The organism is Helicobacter magdeburgensis, assembly GCF_000765825.2.
GTDB classification, from domain to species: Bacteria; Campylobacterota; Campylobacteria; order Campylobacterales; family Helicobacteraceae; genus Helicobacter_C; species Helicobacter_C magdeburgensis.
On the sequence record NZ_JRPE02000006.1, the window covers coordinates 98,088 to 117,859 of the forward strand.

Sequence of the window (19,772 nt, forward strand, 5' to 3'; positions counted from 1 at the left end):
ATACCCTACTTAACACTTTCAAGCGTTTTTTGATAGTCTGGCTCATTTGTGATTTCTTCGCATACTTCTACATAGGCGATTTTGCCTTGTGGATCTACCACAATCACCGCACGAGTGAGTAGCCCTGCAAGTGGAGAAGATTCTAAAATCAGCCCATACGCCTTGCCAAAGTCTTTTGCCTTAAAATCGCTAAGTGCTATTACATTTTCAATGCCTTCAGTGCTGCAAAATCGTCCTTGAGCGAAAGGCAAATCTAATGACACGACATATACTTTTGCGTTTGTCAGTCTTGCTGCTTCTTCGTTGAATTTACGCGTTTGTGTTGCACATACACCTGTATCAAGGCTTGGCACGACATTGATGATTTGGTAGCCTCCACTTGCACCACCTACTTCTACTTGTGATAAGTCTTTAGCTACAAGAGCTACTTTTGGGGCGTTATCGCCAACTTTAATTGTATTGCTACTTAGTTTTGCTGGAGTGCCTTTAAATTTTACTTCCATCATTCTATCCTTTTACATTAGATTATGTATCTTTTGATACAATAATGGGATTTTAGCCAAAGGGAGTTAATTGATTACAAAGTGTTATTTGCTTGATACTTCTATTATCCTAGATGATACGCAAAATATCATCTTTTTGTGGCAAAACGCCCAAAATCAGCTGTTTATTTGTGATGTTGTTATTGAAGAGCTTGATAAGAAAAAAGATTTACAAAATGAGACGGGGTATTTTGCACGCGAGTTTTTCCGCTGTATTAATAGCGATAATTTAAGTAAGGGTGGCAGTAAAGGGGATAAAATCGCTACTATCGCAAAAGAGAATAATGACTTTATCCAAGAGATTTGTTTTAAATTTGAAAATTACAGCATTCCTTTATTTCTTATCTACCGCCCACGCTACAAGCTTCCACCGCAAGAGCATAGTTATAATGATTCTAAACTGATTGAAATCGCAAAGGATTATCATCTTACTTTGCTTACTAATGACATTTCACTCAAAGTCCGCACCCAAGCCCAAGGGATTCTAGCACAATCGCTTTTTAGAGATAGGGTTGAAAATCCAAGCGATATTGATTTTTGGCATTCCTTTGAAGTGCATAAAGACAAGGCTTTAACAGATTTGACTCAAGATGAGAATTTTTCCAAGCTCAAGCAGTGGAGCTTAATCCAAATTGATGAAATGGATAATACCGATAGTGCGTTGTATAAAACAGGCAAAAAAATCTTTGGCTTAAAGGTTGGCAGGGAGTTTGTGGAGCTGAATCTTGATGAGATTCTAAAAACTCATCAGCCCTATATCACACCCATTAATTTAGAACAAAAAATGCTCTATGCTCTGCTTACCCACCCGCAAAATAATCTCACCATTGCCACAGGCTCAACAGGCAGTGGGAAAACACTTGTCGCCCTGCAGGCTGGAATCACACTTGTGAAAAATGGTGTGGTTGATGGCATTGTGTATATGCGTAATACGATTACGGCTAATGACAAAGAAGCCGAGCTAGGTTATCGCAAGGGCGATGAAAGCCAAAAGCTAGGCTATTTTATGTATCCGCTTTATAGTGCGATAAATTTTACTATTGATAAGCTCCAAGAGAGTTCTCTGGCTAAACGCATTGAATATCGCGGGGAAGTCAATGGCATACAAAAACAAGCTGCGACAGAATATTTTATCCAAAAACACAATATTGAGATTGTGGATATTGCCCACGCAAGAGGCATTAGTATAGGGAATAAATTTGTGATTTTTGATGAAGTGCAAAATGCGTCAAATGCGACTATAAAGCTCATAGGCACACGCATAGGGCAGGGGAGTAAGATAGTCTTTTTAGGTGATTGGGCGCAGATTGACCATCCGTATTTAAGCAAGTTTAGAAATGGGGCATTAAGCCTTTTAAGTAAGGCATTAAAAGATGACTTTATTGCTGGGATTCAGCTACGGCAGACGATTCGCAGTGATGTGGCAAGCTGGTTTGGAGAAAATTTTTAGATGAAGCATAATACAAGATTCAAACAAGCCTCGTTTATCGCATTTGCTCTATGTGTATTTTTGTATCCCTTATATGCCGCTAGACCGATGATAACCGATGATGCGCGCGTGGTGGATAGGCATTCTTGTCAGCTTGAGACTTGGGGTGTGTATGATGGCGAAATAGGTGAGTATTGGGCGATACCGGGTTGCAACTTGCTTTTTGATATTGAGATGAGTATGGGTGGTATGTTTAGCAACGCTCCATATAGGCAAGATGATACAAGTGCTCTTTTTGGTGCAAGGCAGTTTATCGTGGGGGCAAAAAAGATTTTCAATGATTTGGAAAAAGATGGGTATAGCTATGGACTCGTTGTGGGTAATGCCTATAACTTTAAGCGTTCTAAATATCGCAACGATCATTATCTCTATATGCCTGTTAGTGCGGCATTTTTTGATAATACTTTACTTTTGCATTCAAACTTTGGCTATAAGCTAGAGCGAGAATCACACGATAGCCATATTTATAATGTCGGCTTGGGCTTAGAGCAGCAGCTGACACAAAGGGTGTGGATTTTGGGGGAGAGCTTTTATGAGCGGTTTGATAATGCAAAATTTCAGCTAGGGCTTAGAATCTGGCTTGTGCAGGATAAGATTCAGCTTGATGGCACTTATGGGAATGCTTTTAGGGGTAAGGAAGGCTGGGTATCTGTGGGGCTAAGATTCCTTGGACCTGTAATGTTTTAGTTTTAAGGAGTGAAATGCGAAAAATCATTGTGTATATATGGATAGGCGCAGTATTTTTATTTGCGGGTTGTGCATCTTTAAACGCACAAAAGCCTCTTGCATATAGTGTGCAGGTGGGGAGTTTTAGTAATGTTGAAAATGCAGGAAGGCTGGTAGATTCTCTTAATAAAAAAGGGCTTGATGCGTTTTTGTTTAAAGAAAAAGGTATGTATAAGGTGCGATTTGGAAACTATGAAAGCCTTGAGATTGCTAAAAGTAAAGCTCAAAGGTATCAAAAACAAGGGCTAATTGGCGATTTTTTTATCCTATCGCCGCAGAAATATGCTATTAATAAGCAGAATGTTCCTAAACAAAAAAAATCCAAAGACATACGCGATGATTTGGTAGAATCTGCTCACGATTACCTTGGTGTGCCTTATAAATGGGGTGGCACTTCGGAATCTGGCTTTGATTGTAGTGGTTTGACGCGTGCAGTCTATCGTCTCAATGGAATCTCTTTGCCTCGCACTTCATTTGATCAATACGATGATGGCACTGCTATTACCAAAAGCAAGTTGCAAAAGGGTGATTTGGTGTTTTTCATCACAAACAAAGGTAGGAGAATTAATCACGTGGGAATCTACATTGGTAACAATGAGTTTATCCACGCACCAAGTAAGGGTAAGGTTGTCAGCAAAGCAAGACTAGATTCTAACTACTGGAGCAAGGCATACAAGGGAGCTAGAAGCTATTTAGAAAACTAGATATTTTGTAGGTTTGTTTTTATGTGGTTAGAATTGTTTTTAAAGTTTTTTAAACAAGCTGATGAGATTTATTACTTTCTATTTACGGCTTCGTGGGAGAATTAAGCTTTCTTAATCTTTAGGAGGTGTGTTATGATGAATGATGATGAGATTATGAGTGCGGTAGTTGATTACTCTGTATCCACGGGAATGGATCCATTAGATTTGATGAGTAATATTAATGATAGTTATAGTTCATTTGAGGATTTGAGTGTTGATCTTGATATGACAAAGGGGCAAATGGACTACGAGAATGACTTTTTTAACAATAATAATTAAAGGCCATTAAACTTTCTGTGTGCTTTATAAGCTTGAGCTTTAGTTTTGCTCGGCATAAGCCCAAGTGGATTTTAATACTCATTGCAACTAAGAAATAGCTGTAGTGAGTTTCTTAGATTCTTGCTTTTTTCTCTCCTTGATTTTGTTTTGCCTATTTCTTGAAACTTGATTTTATTGATATTAGAGGTTTGATTAGGAGAAATTCTCTGCTTTTTTATACAAAGCAGAGAATGGAGCAAAAATTAGCCTTTGAGCCTTTTTTCTATTTCTACAACCTTTTGCCAAGTGGCGATAACTGAATCTGGATTGAGTGAAACAGAGCTTATGCCTTCTTTAACAAGGAATTCTGTAACCTCTGGATAATCGCTTGGTGCTTGTCCGCAGATCCCACAATACTTATTATGTCGCTTGCAGGCTTCAATGGCTTTTTTAAACATCGCAAACATAGCTGGATTTCTTTCATCAAAGATATGACTCACAAGCTGTCCGTCCCTATCCACGCCAAGAGTAAGCTGTGTCAAGTCATTTGAACCAATAGAAAATCCATCAAACATACTTAAAAACTCATCTGCTAAAATCACATTCACAGGCAGTTCGCACATTACATAAATCTCTAGCCCATTTTTGCCTGATTCTAGCCCATTGCGACGCATAATCTCAAGCACCTTTTTGCCCTCTTCTGGTGTGCGTAAAAATGGAATCATTACTTTCATATTTGTTAGTCCCATTTCATCACGCACCATAGCCAAGGCTTGGCATTCCCATTCAAACGCTGCACGATACTGCTCGGAATAATACCGACTAGCACCGCGATAGCCTAGCATTGGGTTTTCTTCGTGTGGCTCATAAGGTGCACCACCAAGCATACCGCGATACTCATTTGATTTAAAATCACTCGTGCGGACAATCACAGGATTAGGATAAAAGGCGGAGCATATCATACCAATGCCTTCAGCAATTTTCTTTGTGAAAAAGTCCTTTGGATTCTCATATCCGCTCATTATTTTTTCAATCTCTGCCTTTTCCTTTAAGCCCTTTGTGTTGCCATTTTGTATATCAAGCAGGGCTAGGGGGTGAGCTTTAATTTGATTAAGCACGATAAGCTCCATACGCGCTAAGCCCACGCCGTGATTTGGAATCTGTGAAAATCCAAAGGCTTTTTCTGGGTTACCTACATTCATATAAATCTTTGTCTTTGGATCGCCAAGGTTATTTAGCTCAATACTTTCAATCTCGTATTCGCAAATGCCATCATAGATGTAGCCCTCTTCGCCCTCGGCACAAGAGACCGTTACCTCCATACCGCTATATAGCCTATCTGTCGCTCCAATGGCTCCAACAATCGCAGGAACTCCAATCTCTCGTGCCACAATCGCAGCGTGGCAGGTCCTACCCCCGCGATTTGTAATAACTGCTGCTGCCTTTTTCATCGCTGGTTCCCAATCGGGATCGGTATTATCCGTTACTAGAATCTCACCTTCTTTAAAGCTATCCATATGCTCTACGTCGTTGATAATCCGCACTTTACCCGTGCCGATTTTCCCACCGATAGCTTTTCCTGTGAGAATCACTTCTTTTTTAGCACTAGGATTCACAAATTTAAATTTTTCTAGCTTTTGTCCATCGCTTTTTTTGCTCTTTTGACTTTGCACCGTTTCTGGTCGTGCTTGAACGATGAAAATCTCTCCGCTCTCGCCATCTTTAGCCCATTCCATATCCATAGGGCGATATTCTCCAGCCTCTTTTGTGTAATGCTCCTCAATTTTTATAGCATATCTCGCAAGGGTTAAAATATCTGAATCTGTGATAGAAAAGTTTTTCATTTCGCGTTGAGTGGTTTTAATATTTTTTGTAGGATGTTCGCTACCGCGTGGAGCATAGACCATTTTTTGATGTTTATGTCCTAGCTGTCGCTTGATAATAGGGCGTTTGCCCTCTTTGAGTGTGGGTTTAAAGACATAAAATTCATCAGGATTCACGGTTCCGCCTACGACATTTTCGCCTAATCCCCAAGATGAAGTGATAAACACCGCGTCCTTAAAGCCTGTCTCTGTATCAATGCTAAACATAACCCCAGCACTGCCTTTATCGGCACGCACCATTTTTTGCACACCCACAGACAAAGCCACCTTAAAATGATCAAACCCACGAGAGGCACGATAGCTTACCGCCCTATCGGTAAAAAGTGAAGCAAGGCAAGACTTGATATAGTGAATAAGCTCGGTTTTTCCTTTGACATTCAGGTAAGTATCCTGCTGTCCGGCAAAACTCGCATCAGGCAGATCTTCTGCAGTAGCCGAGCTTCTTACCGCCACATCGGCTTCTTTCATACCATATTCAGCACTCAAAATCTCATAGGCTTTAAAAATCTCCTCACGCAAATCCGCAGGAAAAGGTGTGCCAAAAATCAACTCTCTTATCTTCTTAGAACGCGTCTTTAAAACATCAATTTCAGTGACATCAACGCCATCAAGCAAATCAATAATCTTTTGGCGTATGCCACCAGAATCTAGCAAATACCAATACGCATCACTTGTAATAGCAAAGCCATTTGGCACCTTTATGCCTTCACTCACAAGCTCTTGAAACATCTCACCGATACTTGCATTTTTACCGCCAACGACAGGCACATCTCTATTGTTAAGTTCCTTAAAAAACTTAATATATTTCATTTGCAGCTTCTCCTACTTATTCTTATGCTTTGTGTTACAAGTCGCACATTGTATTGAATGAAAGTTTATCGCAAACTTAAAAAATCCAACTTTTAGCTTAATCTTGCGTTAAAAAGAAAAAAAGTTAATTTATGCTAGAATCCCAGCTTTTTGAAGTTTAAGCTTCAAGTGCTGACTTCAAGCTAAGATTCTACATTTATGAGGTAAAAATGGTAAATATTACACATCTTTTGGGTGAGATTGACAATCTTAATGAGAGTTTAAAAGCCCATAAGCTCTCATCTCAGGACTACGAAGAGATACTTAAGATTCTAAAGCGTCCCCCGAATCTTATAGAGTTAGGGATTTTTTCGGCAATGTGGAGTGAGCATTGTAGCTATAAATCAAGCAAAAAATATCTTAAAGGTTTCCCTACCAAAGCCCCTTGGGTCGTGCAAGGACCGGGTGAAAATGCGGGAGTCATTGATATTGGCAATAATCTGTGTGCGGTGTTTAAAATAGAATCTCACAATCACCCAAGCTTTATTGAGCCTCACGCTGGGGCAGCAACGGGTGTTGGCGGCATTATGCGAGATATTTTCACAATGGGTGCGCGTCCAGTGGCAAGTCTCAACTCTATCCGTTTTGGCGATGTAGAAGATTCTACTAGCCTTGGCAAAAAGCACCGCTATCTTTTGCGTGGCGTTGTGGAAGGCATAGGGAGTTATGGAAATTGTATGGGAGTGCCGACAATTGGCGGAGAGATGAGCTTTGAATCTTGCTATAACGGCAATATTTTAGTCAATGCCTTTTGCTTAGGGCTTGTGAAAAAGAACGAAATTTTTTATGGAAAAGCACAAGGGGCTAAGAATCCTGTGATTTATGTGGGGAGTAAAACAGGGCGAGATGGCTTAGGTGGGGCTGTTATGAGCAGTGATAGCTTTAGCTCAAACTCAAAGGCTATGCGTTCAGCAGTGCAGGTGGGCGATCCATTTGCTGAAAAGCTTTTGCTGGAGGCGTGTTTGGAGCTTTTTAAGCAGGATTTGATTATTGGGATTCAGGATATGGGAGCAGCGGGGCTTACAAGCTCTAGCTTTGAAATGGCAGGGCGAAGCGGGAGTGGTATGATACTGCACCTAGATAAAGTGCCTATGCGTGAAAGTGGTATGAATCCTTATGAGCTAATGCTTAGTGAATCGCAAGAGCGAATGCTGATTTGTGCGAAAAAGGGCTGTGAAGATCAGGTGCTAGAGATTTTTAAGAAATGGGAGGTTGATGCGGCAATTATTGGGGAGGTTACAAAAAGTGGCAATATGGAGCTATTTTGGTATGGGGAAAAATGTGCAGAGATTCCAATCTTGGAGCTTAGTGAAAATGCCCCTATGCTGGATATGCCTACTCGTGCAATTCCACCACAAAGCCATAAAGCAGACCGCCTTGAGACGGATTTAAGCACACAAGAGATTTTTACGACATTGCTAGGAAGCGTTGAAATTGCTAATAAAAAATGGGTATATCAGCAGTATGATAGCAGTGTGCAGAGCAATACCATAACCCCTGCTGGAAGTGGCGATGCGAGTATGATACGCATAAAAGGCACAAATACGGCTCTTAGTATGAGCGTGGATTGCAATATGCGTTATTGTCAGCTTGAGCCGCAAAATGGAGCTAAAATTGCCGTGGCAACTTCTGGGCGAAACTCCATTGTTAATGGTGCAAAGCCTTTAGCCATAAGTGATTGCTTGAACTTTGGCTCTCCGCAGAATCCTGAAGTGATGTGGGCATTTAGCGAAGTGTGTGAGGGCATTAAACAAGCGTGTGAGATTCTAAACACCCCTGTGGTTAGTGGCAATGTCTCTTTACATAATCAAAGCGATGGCGTTGATATTTACCCCACACCCTCCATTGTTAGCGTAGCCTTGCTGAGTAATATACAAAAGGCTATCCCTTCACAATTCCAAACGCAAGGTAATAGTATTGTCCTACTTGGCGAGATTAAGGCTGAATTTGGCGGGAGCTTGGCTCAAAAGATTTTAGAAAAACGCATTTACGGGCGGATACCTGCCATTGATTTGCAAAAAGAATTAAGCTTGTGGAATCTAATGCTAGAATCTGCGGAAAGCTCCCTTATTAGCTCGGCTAAGGACATAGGCGAGGGGGGCTTGGCAATGGCATTGGCTAAAATGGTATTAGGCAATGGTGTCAATAAGCCCATAGGCTGTAATATCCATACAAATCTCCCCTCTCAACTGCTTTTCTCTCAATCGCAAAGTTGTGTCGTGGCAGAAATCACAGCGGAAAATTTGCAGAGCTTTATGCAGTTAGCTAAAAAGCATAAAGTTCCTGTGAGTGAAATCGGCTGTGTGGGCGGGGAAATATTCTGCGTTGATGAAATTAATATGAATCTTGCTGAAATGGCGGAAGTGTATTTTGAAAGTTTTGAAAAACTTATCAATCAAGATTTGTAAGATTCTGTAATGCTACTTGGAATCTTGCGAGCCTTGCAAAAAGCCTGTGCTTGTGCTTGTATGTGTTTGTGTGTGTTTCATTTAAATGCGTATGCTTTGGGGAATGCAGCGGTAAATGAGCCTTCAAATCCTTTTAGTCTCCCAAAAGATGGCAGTTATTATTTAAAGCAATACACCCCTATGTTACGCTCCTATGTAGAGCAGGTTAAGAAACAAAGCCTAGAGCAGGATTATCCTTATTATGATAGGCGTCCTGTGATTGAATATAGCGTGTATCGCACTTACACAGATTCTCAAAAGCTTAAATGGCGTGGTGGGCTTGTGCTGATAGGGGCTTATATAGCGGAGTTTATTAAGTATAGCCATTTGGGCGGGGTGGGCGTTGGTGCTAGGCTTACACCAAATGATGAGAGCTTTTATCTTAGCTTTGATGGGCGGTATTTGAGTGATTTGGAATCTTTTGGGCTAGGGCAGGAGATATTTGCGTATTGTGTTTTGCCCCGCTTTGATAAGTGCATAATGCTGGGCATTGGGGAAGAGTGGTAGATTTAGATTTATTTATTGTCTGTAATTATCACAACCTTTTTGATTCCCCATATCACAAGCTTTGCCAAAGAGCTCTCTTGCTTTAGCTTTATCTTGCCTCACACCTTTTCCATAAGTATAAAAAACTCCCAAATTATTACAAGCCCCTGCTTCACCCATATTACAAGCCTTTGTATATAATTCTCTTGCCTTGATATAATCTTGCCTTACGCCTTTACCCTCGCTATAGAGCAAACCTAAACTAAAACAAGCAGAGCCATTGCCCATATCGCAACTTTTAGCATATAGCTCCCTCGCCTTGAAATAATCCTGCCGAACTCCTTTATACCCTTCGTCATAAAGTAATCCTAGATTATAGCAACCAACACGATTATTCATATTACAAGCTTGTGTATAGAGTTCCACTGCTTTTGTATAATCTGTCATTACTCCTCTGCCATAGGCATACAAAACACCGAGATTCACACAACCTATACTATTACCCTCATCGCAAGATTTGCTAAAAATTGCTTTTGCCTTTGCATAGTCGTGCTTGACATTTTCACTCCAAGCATAGAGTAAGCCTAAGTTGTTGTAATCTAGACTTTTATCCATACTATAAGCCTTACTCAAAAATTCATATGCGATTCTATCATCTTGTAAAACACCATCACCACGATAATACATCTCACCTAATTGATAACAACCCTTTGCTGTGCCTAAATCACAGCTTTGGGTGAAAAGCTCCATTGCTTTTGTAAAATCTCGCTTGACATTTTTACCTTGATAGTATATTAAACCTAGATTACCACAACTTGCTCCACTTCCTAGCTCACAGCCTTTGATATAAAGCGTTTGTGCTTTTGCAAAATCTTGCTTCACACCCATACCTTTATCATATAAAATACCTAGATTTGTGCAAGCTCCAGCTACACCCCTTATACTCTCACACGCCTTAGTATAAAATTCTCTTGCTTTTATATAATCTTGCTTTATACCATATCCATAATAATACATATCTCCCAGCGCAGTGCAACCCATAGGTTTATACATTAAGTCTGTAACGGGAATACCACCACTTTTTCCTGCGGTTATTTTATGATTACAAACTTGAGTAAAAATCTCTTTAGCCTTTAGAGAATCCTGATTTGCACCCTCACCTTTTCCATATAAAAGTCCTAGATTATAGCAACTCCCAATTTCACCCATATTGCAACTTTTTGTGGTATATTCTATTGCTTTTATATAATCTTGCTTCACACCTTTGCCCTCATAATATAATTGACCCAAAGACATACAGCCCAAAGCACCCTCATCACCTAACTCACAAACTTTCTCAAATAATTCTCTAGCTTTATTGTAATTTTGTTTTACACCTTTACCCTCATAATACAGAACGCCCAAAATAAAGCAACCTCTGCTATCTAAATCACAACCTTTGGTAAAATATGGTGCTGCTTGAGTGTAGTTTGCTTCATCAAAAAATTCAAAGCCTTTTGCCATACAATCCTCTGCATTACCACAATCTACTTGAGAATCTACACTCAAATGAGCGCAGCTAATAAAACAGAAAGCACAGATAGACAAAACTAGAAAGCGCATAATTTCCCCCACAATAATTTTTTGGATTCTACTGATATTTGTCTTATCTTATTCTAAAGATTGAATCAAGGCAAGGGCATTGTGATAGATGTTTTGATATTTAATCTCTAAAGGTGAATCTTGCAATTTAGATTTCCACAAATCACTTATTACAGCGCACATATCAGCATTTTTTAGCAAATGTATATTTTGAGTGCTAATACCCCCGATAGCACAAATGGGAATGTTTAAACTTGCTTTGGCAGATTCTAGAATCTCTAAAGGTGCAAGAGGGGCATTTGGCTTCGTAGGAGAGGCAAAAAACGCCCCAAAAGCGACATAATCCACGCCCAAAGATTCTAAAAGCTTTGCCCTCTGCACATCTGCGTAACTTGAAGCGCCCAAAATTCCTTTAAATTTCTCTCTTGCTTGAGCAATTGCCCCATCATCTTTGCCTAAATGCAAAGCGGGAGCGTTTAGTCTTAAGGCGAGATTTAATCTATCGTTCATCACAAAAAGTGCATTATATTTCTCACACAATGCCATAAGCTCTTTTGCCTTAGGATAAAGCCAAGAATCACTATGGCTTTTATCACGCAACTGAAAGATTTTCACCCCTGCTTTAAGAGCGGATTCTAAACATTGAGGCAAAATCTCATAAGGAGTGAGAATCTCATCTGAAATCGCATAAATGCCTTGTAGCTTTGTATTTATACTCATCTTAATCCTGCTTATCTCATATTAACTCTATTGTGGCAATGCGAGATTCTATCTCCAAGCTTTTATGCAAGGTTTGGATTATCTTTTGAAAATATGTGAAGTCTATCGCTTCGCCTTTGTGGGATTTAAGATATTTGTCTAGGACTTGGTAGCCGCCGATTTTATACTCCCACACCCTAGAATCCACTTTGTCAAAATATAGGCTTTTGTTGATAAAAAGCCTTTGAGATTCTGCGTTGTAGCTGGGCTTTTCTATAATGAGATTTTTATCATTTTTGTCATTATAGAGTGGTTCGCCGATAGATTCTAACTCATTCATTCTATATCCTTTGTGTCAAATAAAGTGGGAAAACATAGCTCCCACTGCCTCTACTAAATGCAAATCAATAATAGAATCTGTGATGAAAATATTATCAATATGAGATAATTTACTCCCCCTATCACATACTAAACCGATATTTTTCATAAAGATTCCTTGTGAAGATAGAGTGGGAATATCGTCCCTGCTCCCGTGTTGCCACCCATTAGTGAGAGATCTACTAGTGTATTTGTCGCTATCACACATTGCCACGAACCACTTACTTTGTATTGTCGTGCCACATTTAACCCTATATTGCAACTCATTCTCATAGTTTTCTGCTCTCTCTCTCTCTCTCTCTCTCTCATTAAATGCGTATCAAGTAGCTCTAAGCCTAAATCGCTTAAAGCTAAAAATTTCTCTTTAGATTCTACAAAGGGGATTTTAGGAAAGTCAATTTTCAAAAAGTCTAAATACTTCTCTCTATAATCCTTATGAAATAGCACCGCATAAATATAGCCTAGAATCTGCTCTGGTGAAAAATGCTCGTTATATTTAGAATCTATAAAATCTCTAAATTCTTGCGTAAAGTTTTCTACCCACATATCATTGTCAAAATCGTGTAAAAAATGTTGCATTATGTCTTTTCTAGCTCTTTGTATTTTTTTAGTGTCATAATAAACCTTACACATATCAAAAGGACGATAAATTATATCTTTAACAAATTGTGTTTCAAATTCATTGCAATAACTTCTCACTTGAGATTCTAAAATCTCACTATTTGGTACAATAAATACAGAATCTTTGCCTGTCGCAACGCCCACATTTGACACCTTAAAAATATCCTTTACACTCCAGCCTTTATCATATTCTACCCTTAATGACTTATCTTGTGGGATAAAGAGATAAAAGGGGTTTTGTGGGGTTAGAATCTGCCATTGTATAGAATCTAAAGTATTGCTATATAAAAATTCATATTTATCCTTGCGTTTGCCATAGAGATCATAGTGGTAGATTGTCGCTAGATTGTTAGAATCTTTTGTGGTTTTTATAAAAATATTGATAGAAACGCCTTGCATAATGTCAAATACATTGTCATCTTTATCACCGCTTGGTGTGGTTTCTTTTTTTCTTGCGTTTCCGTGCAAATCAAGGATATAAATCTTATCAAAGCTCTTTAGTAAGTGGTAACGCATACCGCGAAATGTGGGGTTGTCTAAAAAGCTATTATTAGAAATAAAGGCAAAGATTCCACTACCTTGCTTTTCAATTTTAGATTCAGCAAAGCGGATAAATTTCACATAGTCATCTAGCAGCCATTTGGGATTTTTCTCATTTTGGAGTTTGTGTCGCTCTAAAATTGCTTTAAAAGTTCTTGCATTATCTTTGCTTTTGTTTGAAAAGTAGCGTAGTAGGCTCTCTTTTTCTGCTTTTGTAAGCTCGGCTAGGCTTGGCTCTAGCCCATAGGTGATACGCACTTCATCTTCATATAAGCCCTTGTTTGCACTAGCTCCGCTATATGGGGGATTGCCCGTGATGATTAAAATATCTTTGCTCTTAATCTCTTGGGCTTTTTCAAACTCCTTTGTAAGCTCTGCCATACCCACAAAGAGATTGCTTTGCTTATTGATTTCATCTGCTTTGCTGCTCACATAGAGTGTGTTTGTCAGCGTGATATTTAGGCTTTCATTGTCATTTAGCTGGGCTTCAAACTCTTCTTTAAAAGCTTGAGAGATTTTAAGATGTGTTATCGTGTAAGGTGCGATTAAAAACTCAAATCCATAGAATCTTTGTATCAAGGCTTTTGGGTTGTATTTCACGCTGTTTTTATTGCTAGATTCTAGGGCTTTTCTAAAGGCTTCTAGTAAAAATGTCCCTGTGCCTGTGGCAAAGTCTAAAAGCGTGATATTATCATCAGTGATGGCGGATTGTAGCCCTTGCTTATTAAAGTCTTTTTGCAGGGTTAAATCAATAGAATCTATGATGAATTTCACCACTGGAGCAGGGGTATAATATACACCTCGCACTTCTCTTAAGCTCTCATCATATTCTTTGAGAAAGTCTTCATATAAATGTAAATATGGGTCTTTATAAATGTATTCTCCTAGCAAGTCTTTTTGCGAGAGTTTGTTGAGATCGTGGATAATGGCGGCGATGTCTATGTGATTGATAATAGCGATGATTTCTTCTAAAAGCCATTTGATAGAATCTAGCTCTTTTAGCTCTCGTAGGAATTTGCTCATCGCTTGGATAAGTGAGAAAGATTTGGGGATAAAGTTGTAGGCATTATCTAGGGTGATTGTTTCATTTGCGTTGTTGTTTAGCCTTGCTAAAAACAGGCTATAAGTCAGCGTCTGTGCGAAGCTATCGGCAAAGGTGATGAAGTCTAAATCTTTATATAATGATTCTTTAAAAGCATTAAAAAGCCCTTGTATGTGAGCGTTGCTCTGCTTTTCTATCATTTCATCTTTTAGGATTCTAGTCCTTTGAGCTAGGGCGTTTGCAAACTCTTTAGCTGTGTTTATGGGGTTTGGACTTTGAGAGAAAAAGAGTGTGAAAAGCTCGGTTAGCTCTTTTGCTTTAGAATCTAGGCTAAAAAGCTTGGGGTTTTTCACTAGGGCTTGAAGTTGTGAAAGCTCGCAGATTCTGCACTCTTGCTTTATGCTTATTTTGCCCTTTTCATCTTGGCGTAAAAGACAGAATCTAAGATAATCTGTCAAAATGATATTTGAGCTTAGGCGGAAGTATTTTTGAATCTGCTTGTCTTGTGCGATTTCATCTAAAGGGGCATTTACGCGTTTGTTTTCAATATAGCCAAGTATAAGAGAATCTTTTGTGATTAAAAAGTCTGGTGCGCCCCTGCCTTCTTTATCATTGTTTGGTTCGTGGATGATATGGATAGCTTTAGACTCTCCTTTTAATGCGTTTAGTAAATTTTCTAATGGCGTGCGGTAGGTATGCTCTTTATCCTGTGTAGAAATATCCTGCAAGGCTTCAAGGTAATTTTGTAAAAACTGCATTTTCACTCCTTAATGTAAAGCTCCCAAATGGGTGGCTCAAAAATATCTGGGGCGTTTTTAAGCACTTCAAAGGGCGTAAAACGCTCCTTATAGCCCATACAATAATGATTTTTAATCCAATATCCGGGGTAAAAATATTTCAGTCCAAACTCCCGCCCTATGCTGATTTGCTTTAAAATATTGAGTGTGCCTAGGCTGTAATGCGAAAAATTATGGTCATAGTAAAAATACACCGCTGTAATGCTGTCACCCAACGCATCAACAAGCCCAACGCCAATAAGCTGAGAATCTATAAAGTATAAAAACTCATAGCCAAAGTCTTGATGTCCATCTACAAACATATCCATATAAGATTCTGGCGTTGTGGGTGTGTAGTCCCAACCCTTTTTATCACGCATAGTTTGATGATAGCGGTTGTAAAGCTCTATATGGGCTTGTGAGATAGTGGGCTTTTGTATTTGTATATCTATGTTTTGAGCTTTTTTTAGCACTCGCTTATGATTCTTGCTAAATTTAAAATCATCAATCAAAGTGCGGATTGAGATACAATCATTACAGCCTTGACACATCGGCACAAAAAAGTAATTCCCAAAGCGTCTAAAGCCCCGCTCCAAAAGCCCGTGGTAGAAGCTAGGCTTTACATTTTGGATATGAAAATATCTAAAAATGCTTTTTTTAGAATCTATGTAGCTGCAAGTTTTTTCTTCGGAGTAAAATTCTACTAATCTCATTTATATACCTTTAACGCACCCATAACGCACCCATCTCATTTTTAAAACCGCTCTTATTGAATATGCTCGTAATTTTTCTTATGCGTGGTTACTTTCATAAGGTAGCGTCTGCCCTCACTAGAGGGGAGTTTTGATTGAATCGTGTCATAGACTTTTTTCGCAGACATAGCATTTATGCGATTGAAAGCTTCATTCTTATCATTTGCAAATGTTCTTAGCACACTTCCAGCCCCGGCATTGTAGGCGGTAATCACGCAGTATTCTTGACTTTGTTTGTCTTTAATCTGTGGCAAGTAGCGATTAAAAAGAATGCTAAGATAGGCTACACCATATTCAATATTTGTTTCAGGGTTAAAAAGCATTTCTTTTGTTGGCATACCTTTTTTGCCATTAATCAGCTCATACGCATCAGCTCCCGCTGTGCTTGGCACAACCTGCATAAGCCCATAGGCGGGGGCATTACTTACCGCGTAAGGATTGAAATTAGATTCTGTTTGGATAATGCCTAGCACAAGGGCGGGGGAGACATTGTATTTATGAGCGTATTTTAATACAAGATCTTCATATTTATGCTCACTCTTACTTTGATAATCCCCCACCATTTGCAAATCCACATAACTCACAAGCTTACCCTTGCTATCCTTGCGGGTTTTTAGCTCGTTTTCCACAAGATATTTAGCATATCGCTCCGCACGCCATTGTGTCAAAATATCCTGCCCATCGTGGTCTTTAATCAGCCCTGCTAGGAAAGGTTTGCCATCAAATTTAAAATCATCAGCGGAATACAAATCCACCTTGCTTGGGTCTTGTGGCAAAAGAAGTGTATTTGTAATGGCTTTTTCTAGGGACTTTGTGGGGTTTGAAGTATCAATGGTTTCAATGCGTATTGCACCATTATGGAAGTTAATAGTTGCTTTAGATTTATAGTTATTTGAGTATTTGACATAAGATTCTGCACTTGGCAAACTCACATCTTCCTTACTCCATTGCTTGGCAACATTGCCGCTTAGGGCATTTGCCACTTTTGCGTATTGTCGCTTGGCTTCCTTAATATCTCGCATAAGGGCTTTGCTGTCTGTGGCGTAGATTCTAAACTGATTTCCTGCGATTTGTCGCATTGCATAGCTTGGGTCATCGGCTATAATGATTTTTGCGGCATTTTCTGGCGTGAGCGTGGAGCAGCCAAAAAAGCCTAAAGCTAGAGTAAGGGTTATGCTAAGTTGTGCGTATTGTTTCATATTGCTGTGTCTCAATTTGGATTTAGTGTGTCAAAATCAAAACGCCCATTGTAGCGTAAAAAGTTAAGCTTTGCCCTACAAGCTTTATCTCAATAAATAGAAATATGCTATACTCGCAAGATTTTAAATCTTAGAGAAAAAGGTGTGAAAGGAAAAAGTGTGGAAATTGTATTTGGTCCTGTAGATTCTCGGCGTTTTGGACGATCACTTGGCGTGGATTTATCCCCGAGTAAGAAGCAGTGTAATTTTGACTGCGTGTATTGTGAGTTACAAGGGGCAAAGACTATGGAGCGTATGGAAGAGATTGTGAGCGTGGATTCTATCTTACAAGCAGTTCAAGCGGCTCTAAAAACACAAAAATGCGATGTTTTGACACTTACCGCAAATGGTGAGCCAACGCTGTATCCGCATTTGTATGAATTAATTAGCAAACTTAAAGAGATAGTGCTAGATTCTATAAAGTTGCTTATCCTTACAAATGGCTCACTTTTATGGAAGAAGGAAGTGCAAGATTCACTTATGCTTGTGGATATTGTGAAGTTTTCCTGCGATAGTTTGGAATCTGGGGCTTTTAAGAGAGTGGATCGCCCACATAGGAGTTTGAATCTTAGCCAAATTAAGCAGGGCATAAGCGAGTTTTGTCAAAGGTTTAATGGGGAGATTGTAAGCGAAGTGCTGTTTGTGAAAGGCATAAATGACACAATGGAACGGGCTAGGGAAATTGCTGAATTTTTATCAACGCTTAAAGGATTAAAACGCGTGGATATAGGGAGTATTGATCGTCCGCCGGCTTATAAAGTGGAGGCAGTGAGTGATGAAAAGCTAGAAGAACTCGCTTCGTGCTTTTATGCTTATCCACATCTTACTATTTCACTTCCAAAACGCACACAGGCTAAAGAGCGTGGGAATCTAGCCTTGCAAACTTATGACACAGATAGGCTTTTATGGCTTATCAAAAGGCGTCCATTAAGCACATTAGACGCACAAAAAATGCTAGATTCAAAAACTTTAGCACTCTTAGATAAACTTTGCCAAAAAAATATTGTAAAGCAATGCAGTGTGGGAGAAAATATATTTTATAAAATTGTGGAATAAAAGTTAAAAGATTTTGATTATAATGCCTTGCTTTTTGTTATGGATTCTGTAATCTTTATGGAATTTGCTTGGCAAGGGCAAACAACACAATAACTAAGGAGAGACTATGTTTGAATTACGCAAATTGCCTTATGGCACAAACGAATTTGGTAGCTTTATTAGCGAACAAACCTTTGAATATCACTATGGCAAACATCATCAAACTTATGTGAATAATCTCAACAACCTTATCAAAGGCACAGAGTTTGAAAATGCGGAGCTTGGCGATATTATCTTAAAATCAAGTGGCGGTGTGTTTAATAACGCAGCCCAAGTGTATAATCACGACTTTTATTGGGACTGCATAAGCCCTAAGGCAAGTGAATTGAGTGCGGAGCTAAGTGCGGCGATTAATGCGGAGTTTGGCTCACTTGATGGGTTAAAAGAAAAATTCCTTGCTTCAAGCACAACACTTTTTGGCTCTGGCTGGAATTGGCTTGTGTATAACACACAAAATAAAAAGCTTGAAATCGTGCAAACAAGCAACGCTGCAACTCCTGCGACAGATTCTAAAGTGCCACTTTTGGTTGTTGATGTGTGGGAACACGCTTATTACATTGACCATAGAAATGCACGACCTGCGTATTTAGAAGCGTTTTGGAAGCATATTAATTGGGCTTTTGTCTCTGTGTCTTATAAATGGGCATTGGAAAGAGGCATTGAATCTTTTAAATTTTATGCAAATGAGCTTCACCCTGTTAAATAAGGGTAGAAATGACACTCACGCTTGTGAGTGTCGCTATGATATTTTCTCATTTTATAAAACTCATCATAAAACTAAGGGCGTAAGATGACACAATATCATATTCAGCAATTTATCATTCAAGCTTTGCAAGAGGATTTAGGCAGAGGCGATCTCTATGCCTTAATCGCACAAGATAGGGAAGCAACGGCTTATGTTTTAGCTAAAGAAGAGGGTGTGTTTTCTGGCTTTGTGTATTTGGAGGCGTTGGCAAAGCATTTTGATATAAAGATTTTAGAATCTCATAAAGATGGGGAGTGTTTCAAAAAAGGCACAAAGCTTTGTGTTTTGAGCGGTAGCCATATAGCACTTTTGCAAATGGAGCGGGTGCTATTAAATATCCTAGCCCATAGCAGTGGAATCGCCACGCTCACTTATGCCTATAGCTCAAAAATTAGCAATCTACCCATAAAGTTGCTAGATACACGCAAGACTCGCCCATTATTGCGGGAGTTGGAAAAGTATTCTGTGGTGAATGGTGGGGGGAGTAACCACCGCTTTGGGCTAGATTCTATGCTGATGTTAAAAGATACACATTTAGCTCATATTACGGATTTACGGGGGATAATTAGCACTGCTAGAGAGAGAGTGCCATTTATGTGTGCCATTGAAGTGGAATGCGAGAGCTTAGAATCTGCGATTAACGCAATGGAGGCTGGAGCTGATGTTGTGATGTGTGATAATATGTCAATAGATGAGATTGAAAAAGTTGTGGCGTATCGCAACGAGTATGCCAAGCATACCAAGCTTGAAGCAAGTGGGAATATAAGCCTTGAAAATATCGTAGAATACGCACAAAGTGGCGTTGATGCTATCAGTGTAGGCTCACTTATCCATCAAGCAAAATGGCTTGATTTAAGCCTTAAAATCCACCTTTGTTAGATT

General features: G+C 39.3%; 18 protein-coding genes. 9 read left to right on the forward strand and 9 right to left on the reverse strand.

Going from position 1 to position 19,772, the window contains the following annotated elements; translation table 11 throughout:
• Positions 1-5: 5 nt before the first annotated feature.
• A complete protein-coding gene (gene tpx / locus LS74_RS05440; protein ID WP_407920973.1) occupies positions 6-506 on the reverse strand; it encodes a thiol peroxidase in 501 nt (166 codons plus the stop codon).
• 67 nt (positions 507-573) lie between these two features.
• On the opposite strand from tpx, the gene LS74_RS05445 reads away from it, so the two are divergent.
• The 4 genes from LS74_RS05445 to LS74_RS05460 all read left to right on the forward strand — a co-directional run bounded on the left by LS74_RS05445 (position 574) and on the right by LS74_RS05460 (position 3,779).
• Positions 574-1,992: a PhoH family protein gene (locus LS74_RS05445; protein WP_034585504.1), complete on the forward strand. Its 1,419-nt coding sequence runs from the start codon at positions 574-576 to the stop codon at positions 1,990-1,992.
• Positions 1,993-2,718: a hypothetical protein gene (locus tag LS74_RS11315; protein WP_034585502.1), complete on the forward strand. Its 726-nt coding sequence runs from the start codon at positions 1,993-1,995 to the stop codon at positions 2,716-2,718.
• A gap of 14 nt (positions 2,719-2,732) precedes the next feature.
• The gene (locus tag LS74_RS05455; RefSeq protein WP_034585500.1) at positions 2,733-3,461 is read left to right on the forward strand and encodes an NlpC/P60 family protein; all 729 of its coding nucleotides are present in this window, start codon (positions 2,733-2,735) and stop codon (positions 3,459-3,461) included.
• Positions 3,462-3,593: 132 nt separating this feature from the next.
• Entirely contained in the window at positions 3,594-3,779 is a 186-nt protein-coding gene (locus LS74_RS05460) for a hypothetical protein (RefSeq protein ID WP_002956708.1), read from the forward strand.
• A 242-nt stretch (positions 3,780-4,021) separates the two neighbouring features.
• Here LS74_RS05460 and ppsA read toward each other — a convergent pair whose 3' ends face one another.
• Positions 4,022-6,451 carry a pyruvate, water dikinase gene (gene ppsA / locus LS74_RS05465; protein ID WP_034585497.1) on the reverse strand — a complete coding sequence of 810 codons (2,430 nt, stop codon included), beginning with the start codon at positions 6,449-6,451 and terminating at the stop codon, positions 4,022-4,024.
• Positions 6,452-6,660: 209 nt separating this feature from the next.
• On the opposite strand from ppsA, the gene purL reads away from it, so the two are divergent.
• Together purL and LS74_RS05475 are read left to right on the forward strand one after the other, a co-directional pair.
• The gene (gene purL / locus LS74_RS05470) at positions 6,661-8,898 is read left to right on the forward strand and encodes a phosphoribosylformylglycinamidine synthase subunit PurL (protein WP_034585495.1); all 2,238 of its coding nucleotides are present in this window, start codon (positions 6,661-6,663) and stop codon (positions 8,896-8,898) included.
• Positions 8,899-8,907: 9 nt separating this feature from the next.
• A complete protein-coding gene (locus tag LS74_RS05475) occupies positions 8,908-9,444 on the forward strand; it encodes a hypothetical protein (protein WP_034585491.1) in 537 nt (178 codons plus the stop codon).
• A 12-nt stretch (positions 9,445-9,456) separates the two neighbouring features.
• On the opposite strand, the gene LS74_RS05480 is transcribed toward LS74_RS05475, so the two are convergent.
• From LS74_RS05480 to LS74_RS05510, 7 genes are read right to left on the reverse strand one after another with little or no spacing between them, the layout of a single operon-like run.
• The gene (locus LS74_RS05480) at positions 9,457-11,025 is read right to left on the reverse strand and encodes an SEL1-like repeat protein (RefSeq protein WP_052086365.1); all 1,569 of its coding nucleotides are present in this window, start codon (positions 11,023-11,025) and stop codon (positions 9,457-9,459) included.
• Positions 11,026-11,073: 48 nt separating this feature from the next.
• Complete coding sequence (gene thiE / locus LS74_RS05485) at positions 11,074-11,724, reverse strand: thiamine phosphate synthase (RefSeq protein ID WP_138128888.1); 651 nt, start codon at positions 11,722-11,724, stop codon at positions 11,074-11,076.
• Between the two features lie 16 nt (positions 11,725-11,740).
• Positions 11,741-12,043 carry a type ISP restriction/modification enzyme gene (locus LS74_RS05490; protein WP_034587823.1) on the reverse strand — a complete coding sequence of 101 codons (303 nt, stop codon included), beginning with the start codon at positions 12,041-12,043 and terminating at the stop codon, positions 11,741-11,743.
• Positions 12,044-12,058: 15 nt separating this feature from the next.
• Entirely contained in the window at positions 12,059-12,190 is a 132-nt protein-coding gene (locus LS74_RS05495) for an adenine specific DNA methyltransferase (protein WP_236096823.1), read from the reverse strand.
• Positions 12,187-15,042, reverse strand: a complete 2,856-nt coding sequence (locus LS74_RS05500; RefSeq protein WP_138128890.1) for a type ISP restriction/modification enzyme — start codon at positions 15,040-15,042, stop codon at positions 12,187-12,189. The genes LS74_RS05495 and LS74_RS05500 overlap by 4 nt, the downstream gene beginning before the upstream one ends.
• 2 nt (positions 15,043-15,044) lie before the next feature.
• Positions 15,045-15,773, reverse strand: a complete 729-nt coding sequence (locus LS74_RS05505; protein ID WP_034587822.1) for an arginyltransferase — start codon at positions 15,771-15,773, stop codon at positions 15,045-15,047.
• A 53-nt stretch (positions 15,774-15,826) separates the two neighbouring features.
• Positions 15,827-17,011: a murein transglycosylase domain-containing protein gene (locus LS74_RS05510; protein ID WP_034587820.1), complete on the reverse strand. Its 1,185-nt coding sequence runs from the start codon at positions 17,009-17,011 to the stop codon at positions 15,827-15,829.
• Between the two features lie 159 nt (positions 17,012-17,170).
• Here LS74_RS05510 and LS74_RS05515 point away from each other — a divergent pair, with 159 nt between their 5' ends.
• From LS74_RS05515 to nadC, 3 genes are all read left to right on the forward strand, one after another.
• Positions 17,171-18,106, forward strand: coding sequence for a radical SAM protein (locus LS74_RS05515; protein ID WP_034587819.1), 936 nt, complete (start codon positions 17,171-17,173; stop codon positions 18,104-18,106).
• Positions 18,107-18,212: 106 nt separating this feature from the next.
• A complete protein-coding gene (locus tag LS74_RS05520; RefSeq protein ID WP_034587817.1) occupies positions 18,213-18,851 on the forward strand; it encodes a superoxide dismutase in 639 nt (212 codons plus the stop codon).
• A gap of 84 nt (positions 18,852-18,935) precedes the next feature.
• A complete protein-coding gene (nadC, locus tag LS74_RS05525) occupies positions 18,936-19,769 on the forward strand; it encodes a carboxylating nicotinate-nucleotide diphosphorylase (RefSeq protein WP_034587815.1) in 834 nt (277 codons plus the stop codon).
• Positions 19,770-19,772 lie beyond the last annotated feature (3 nt).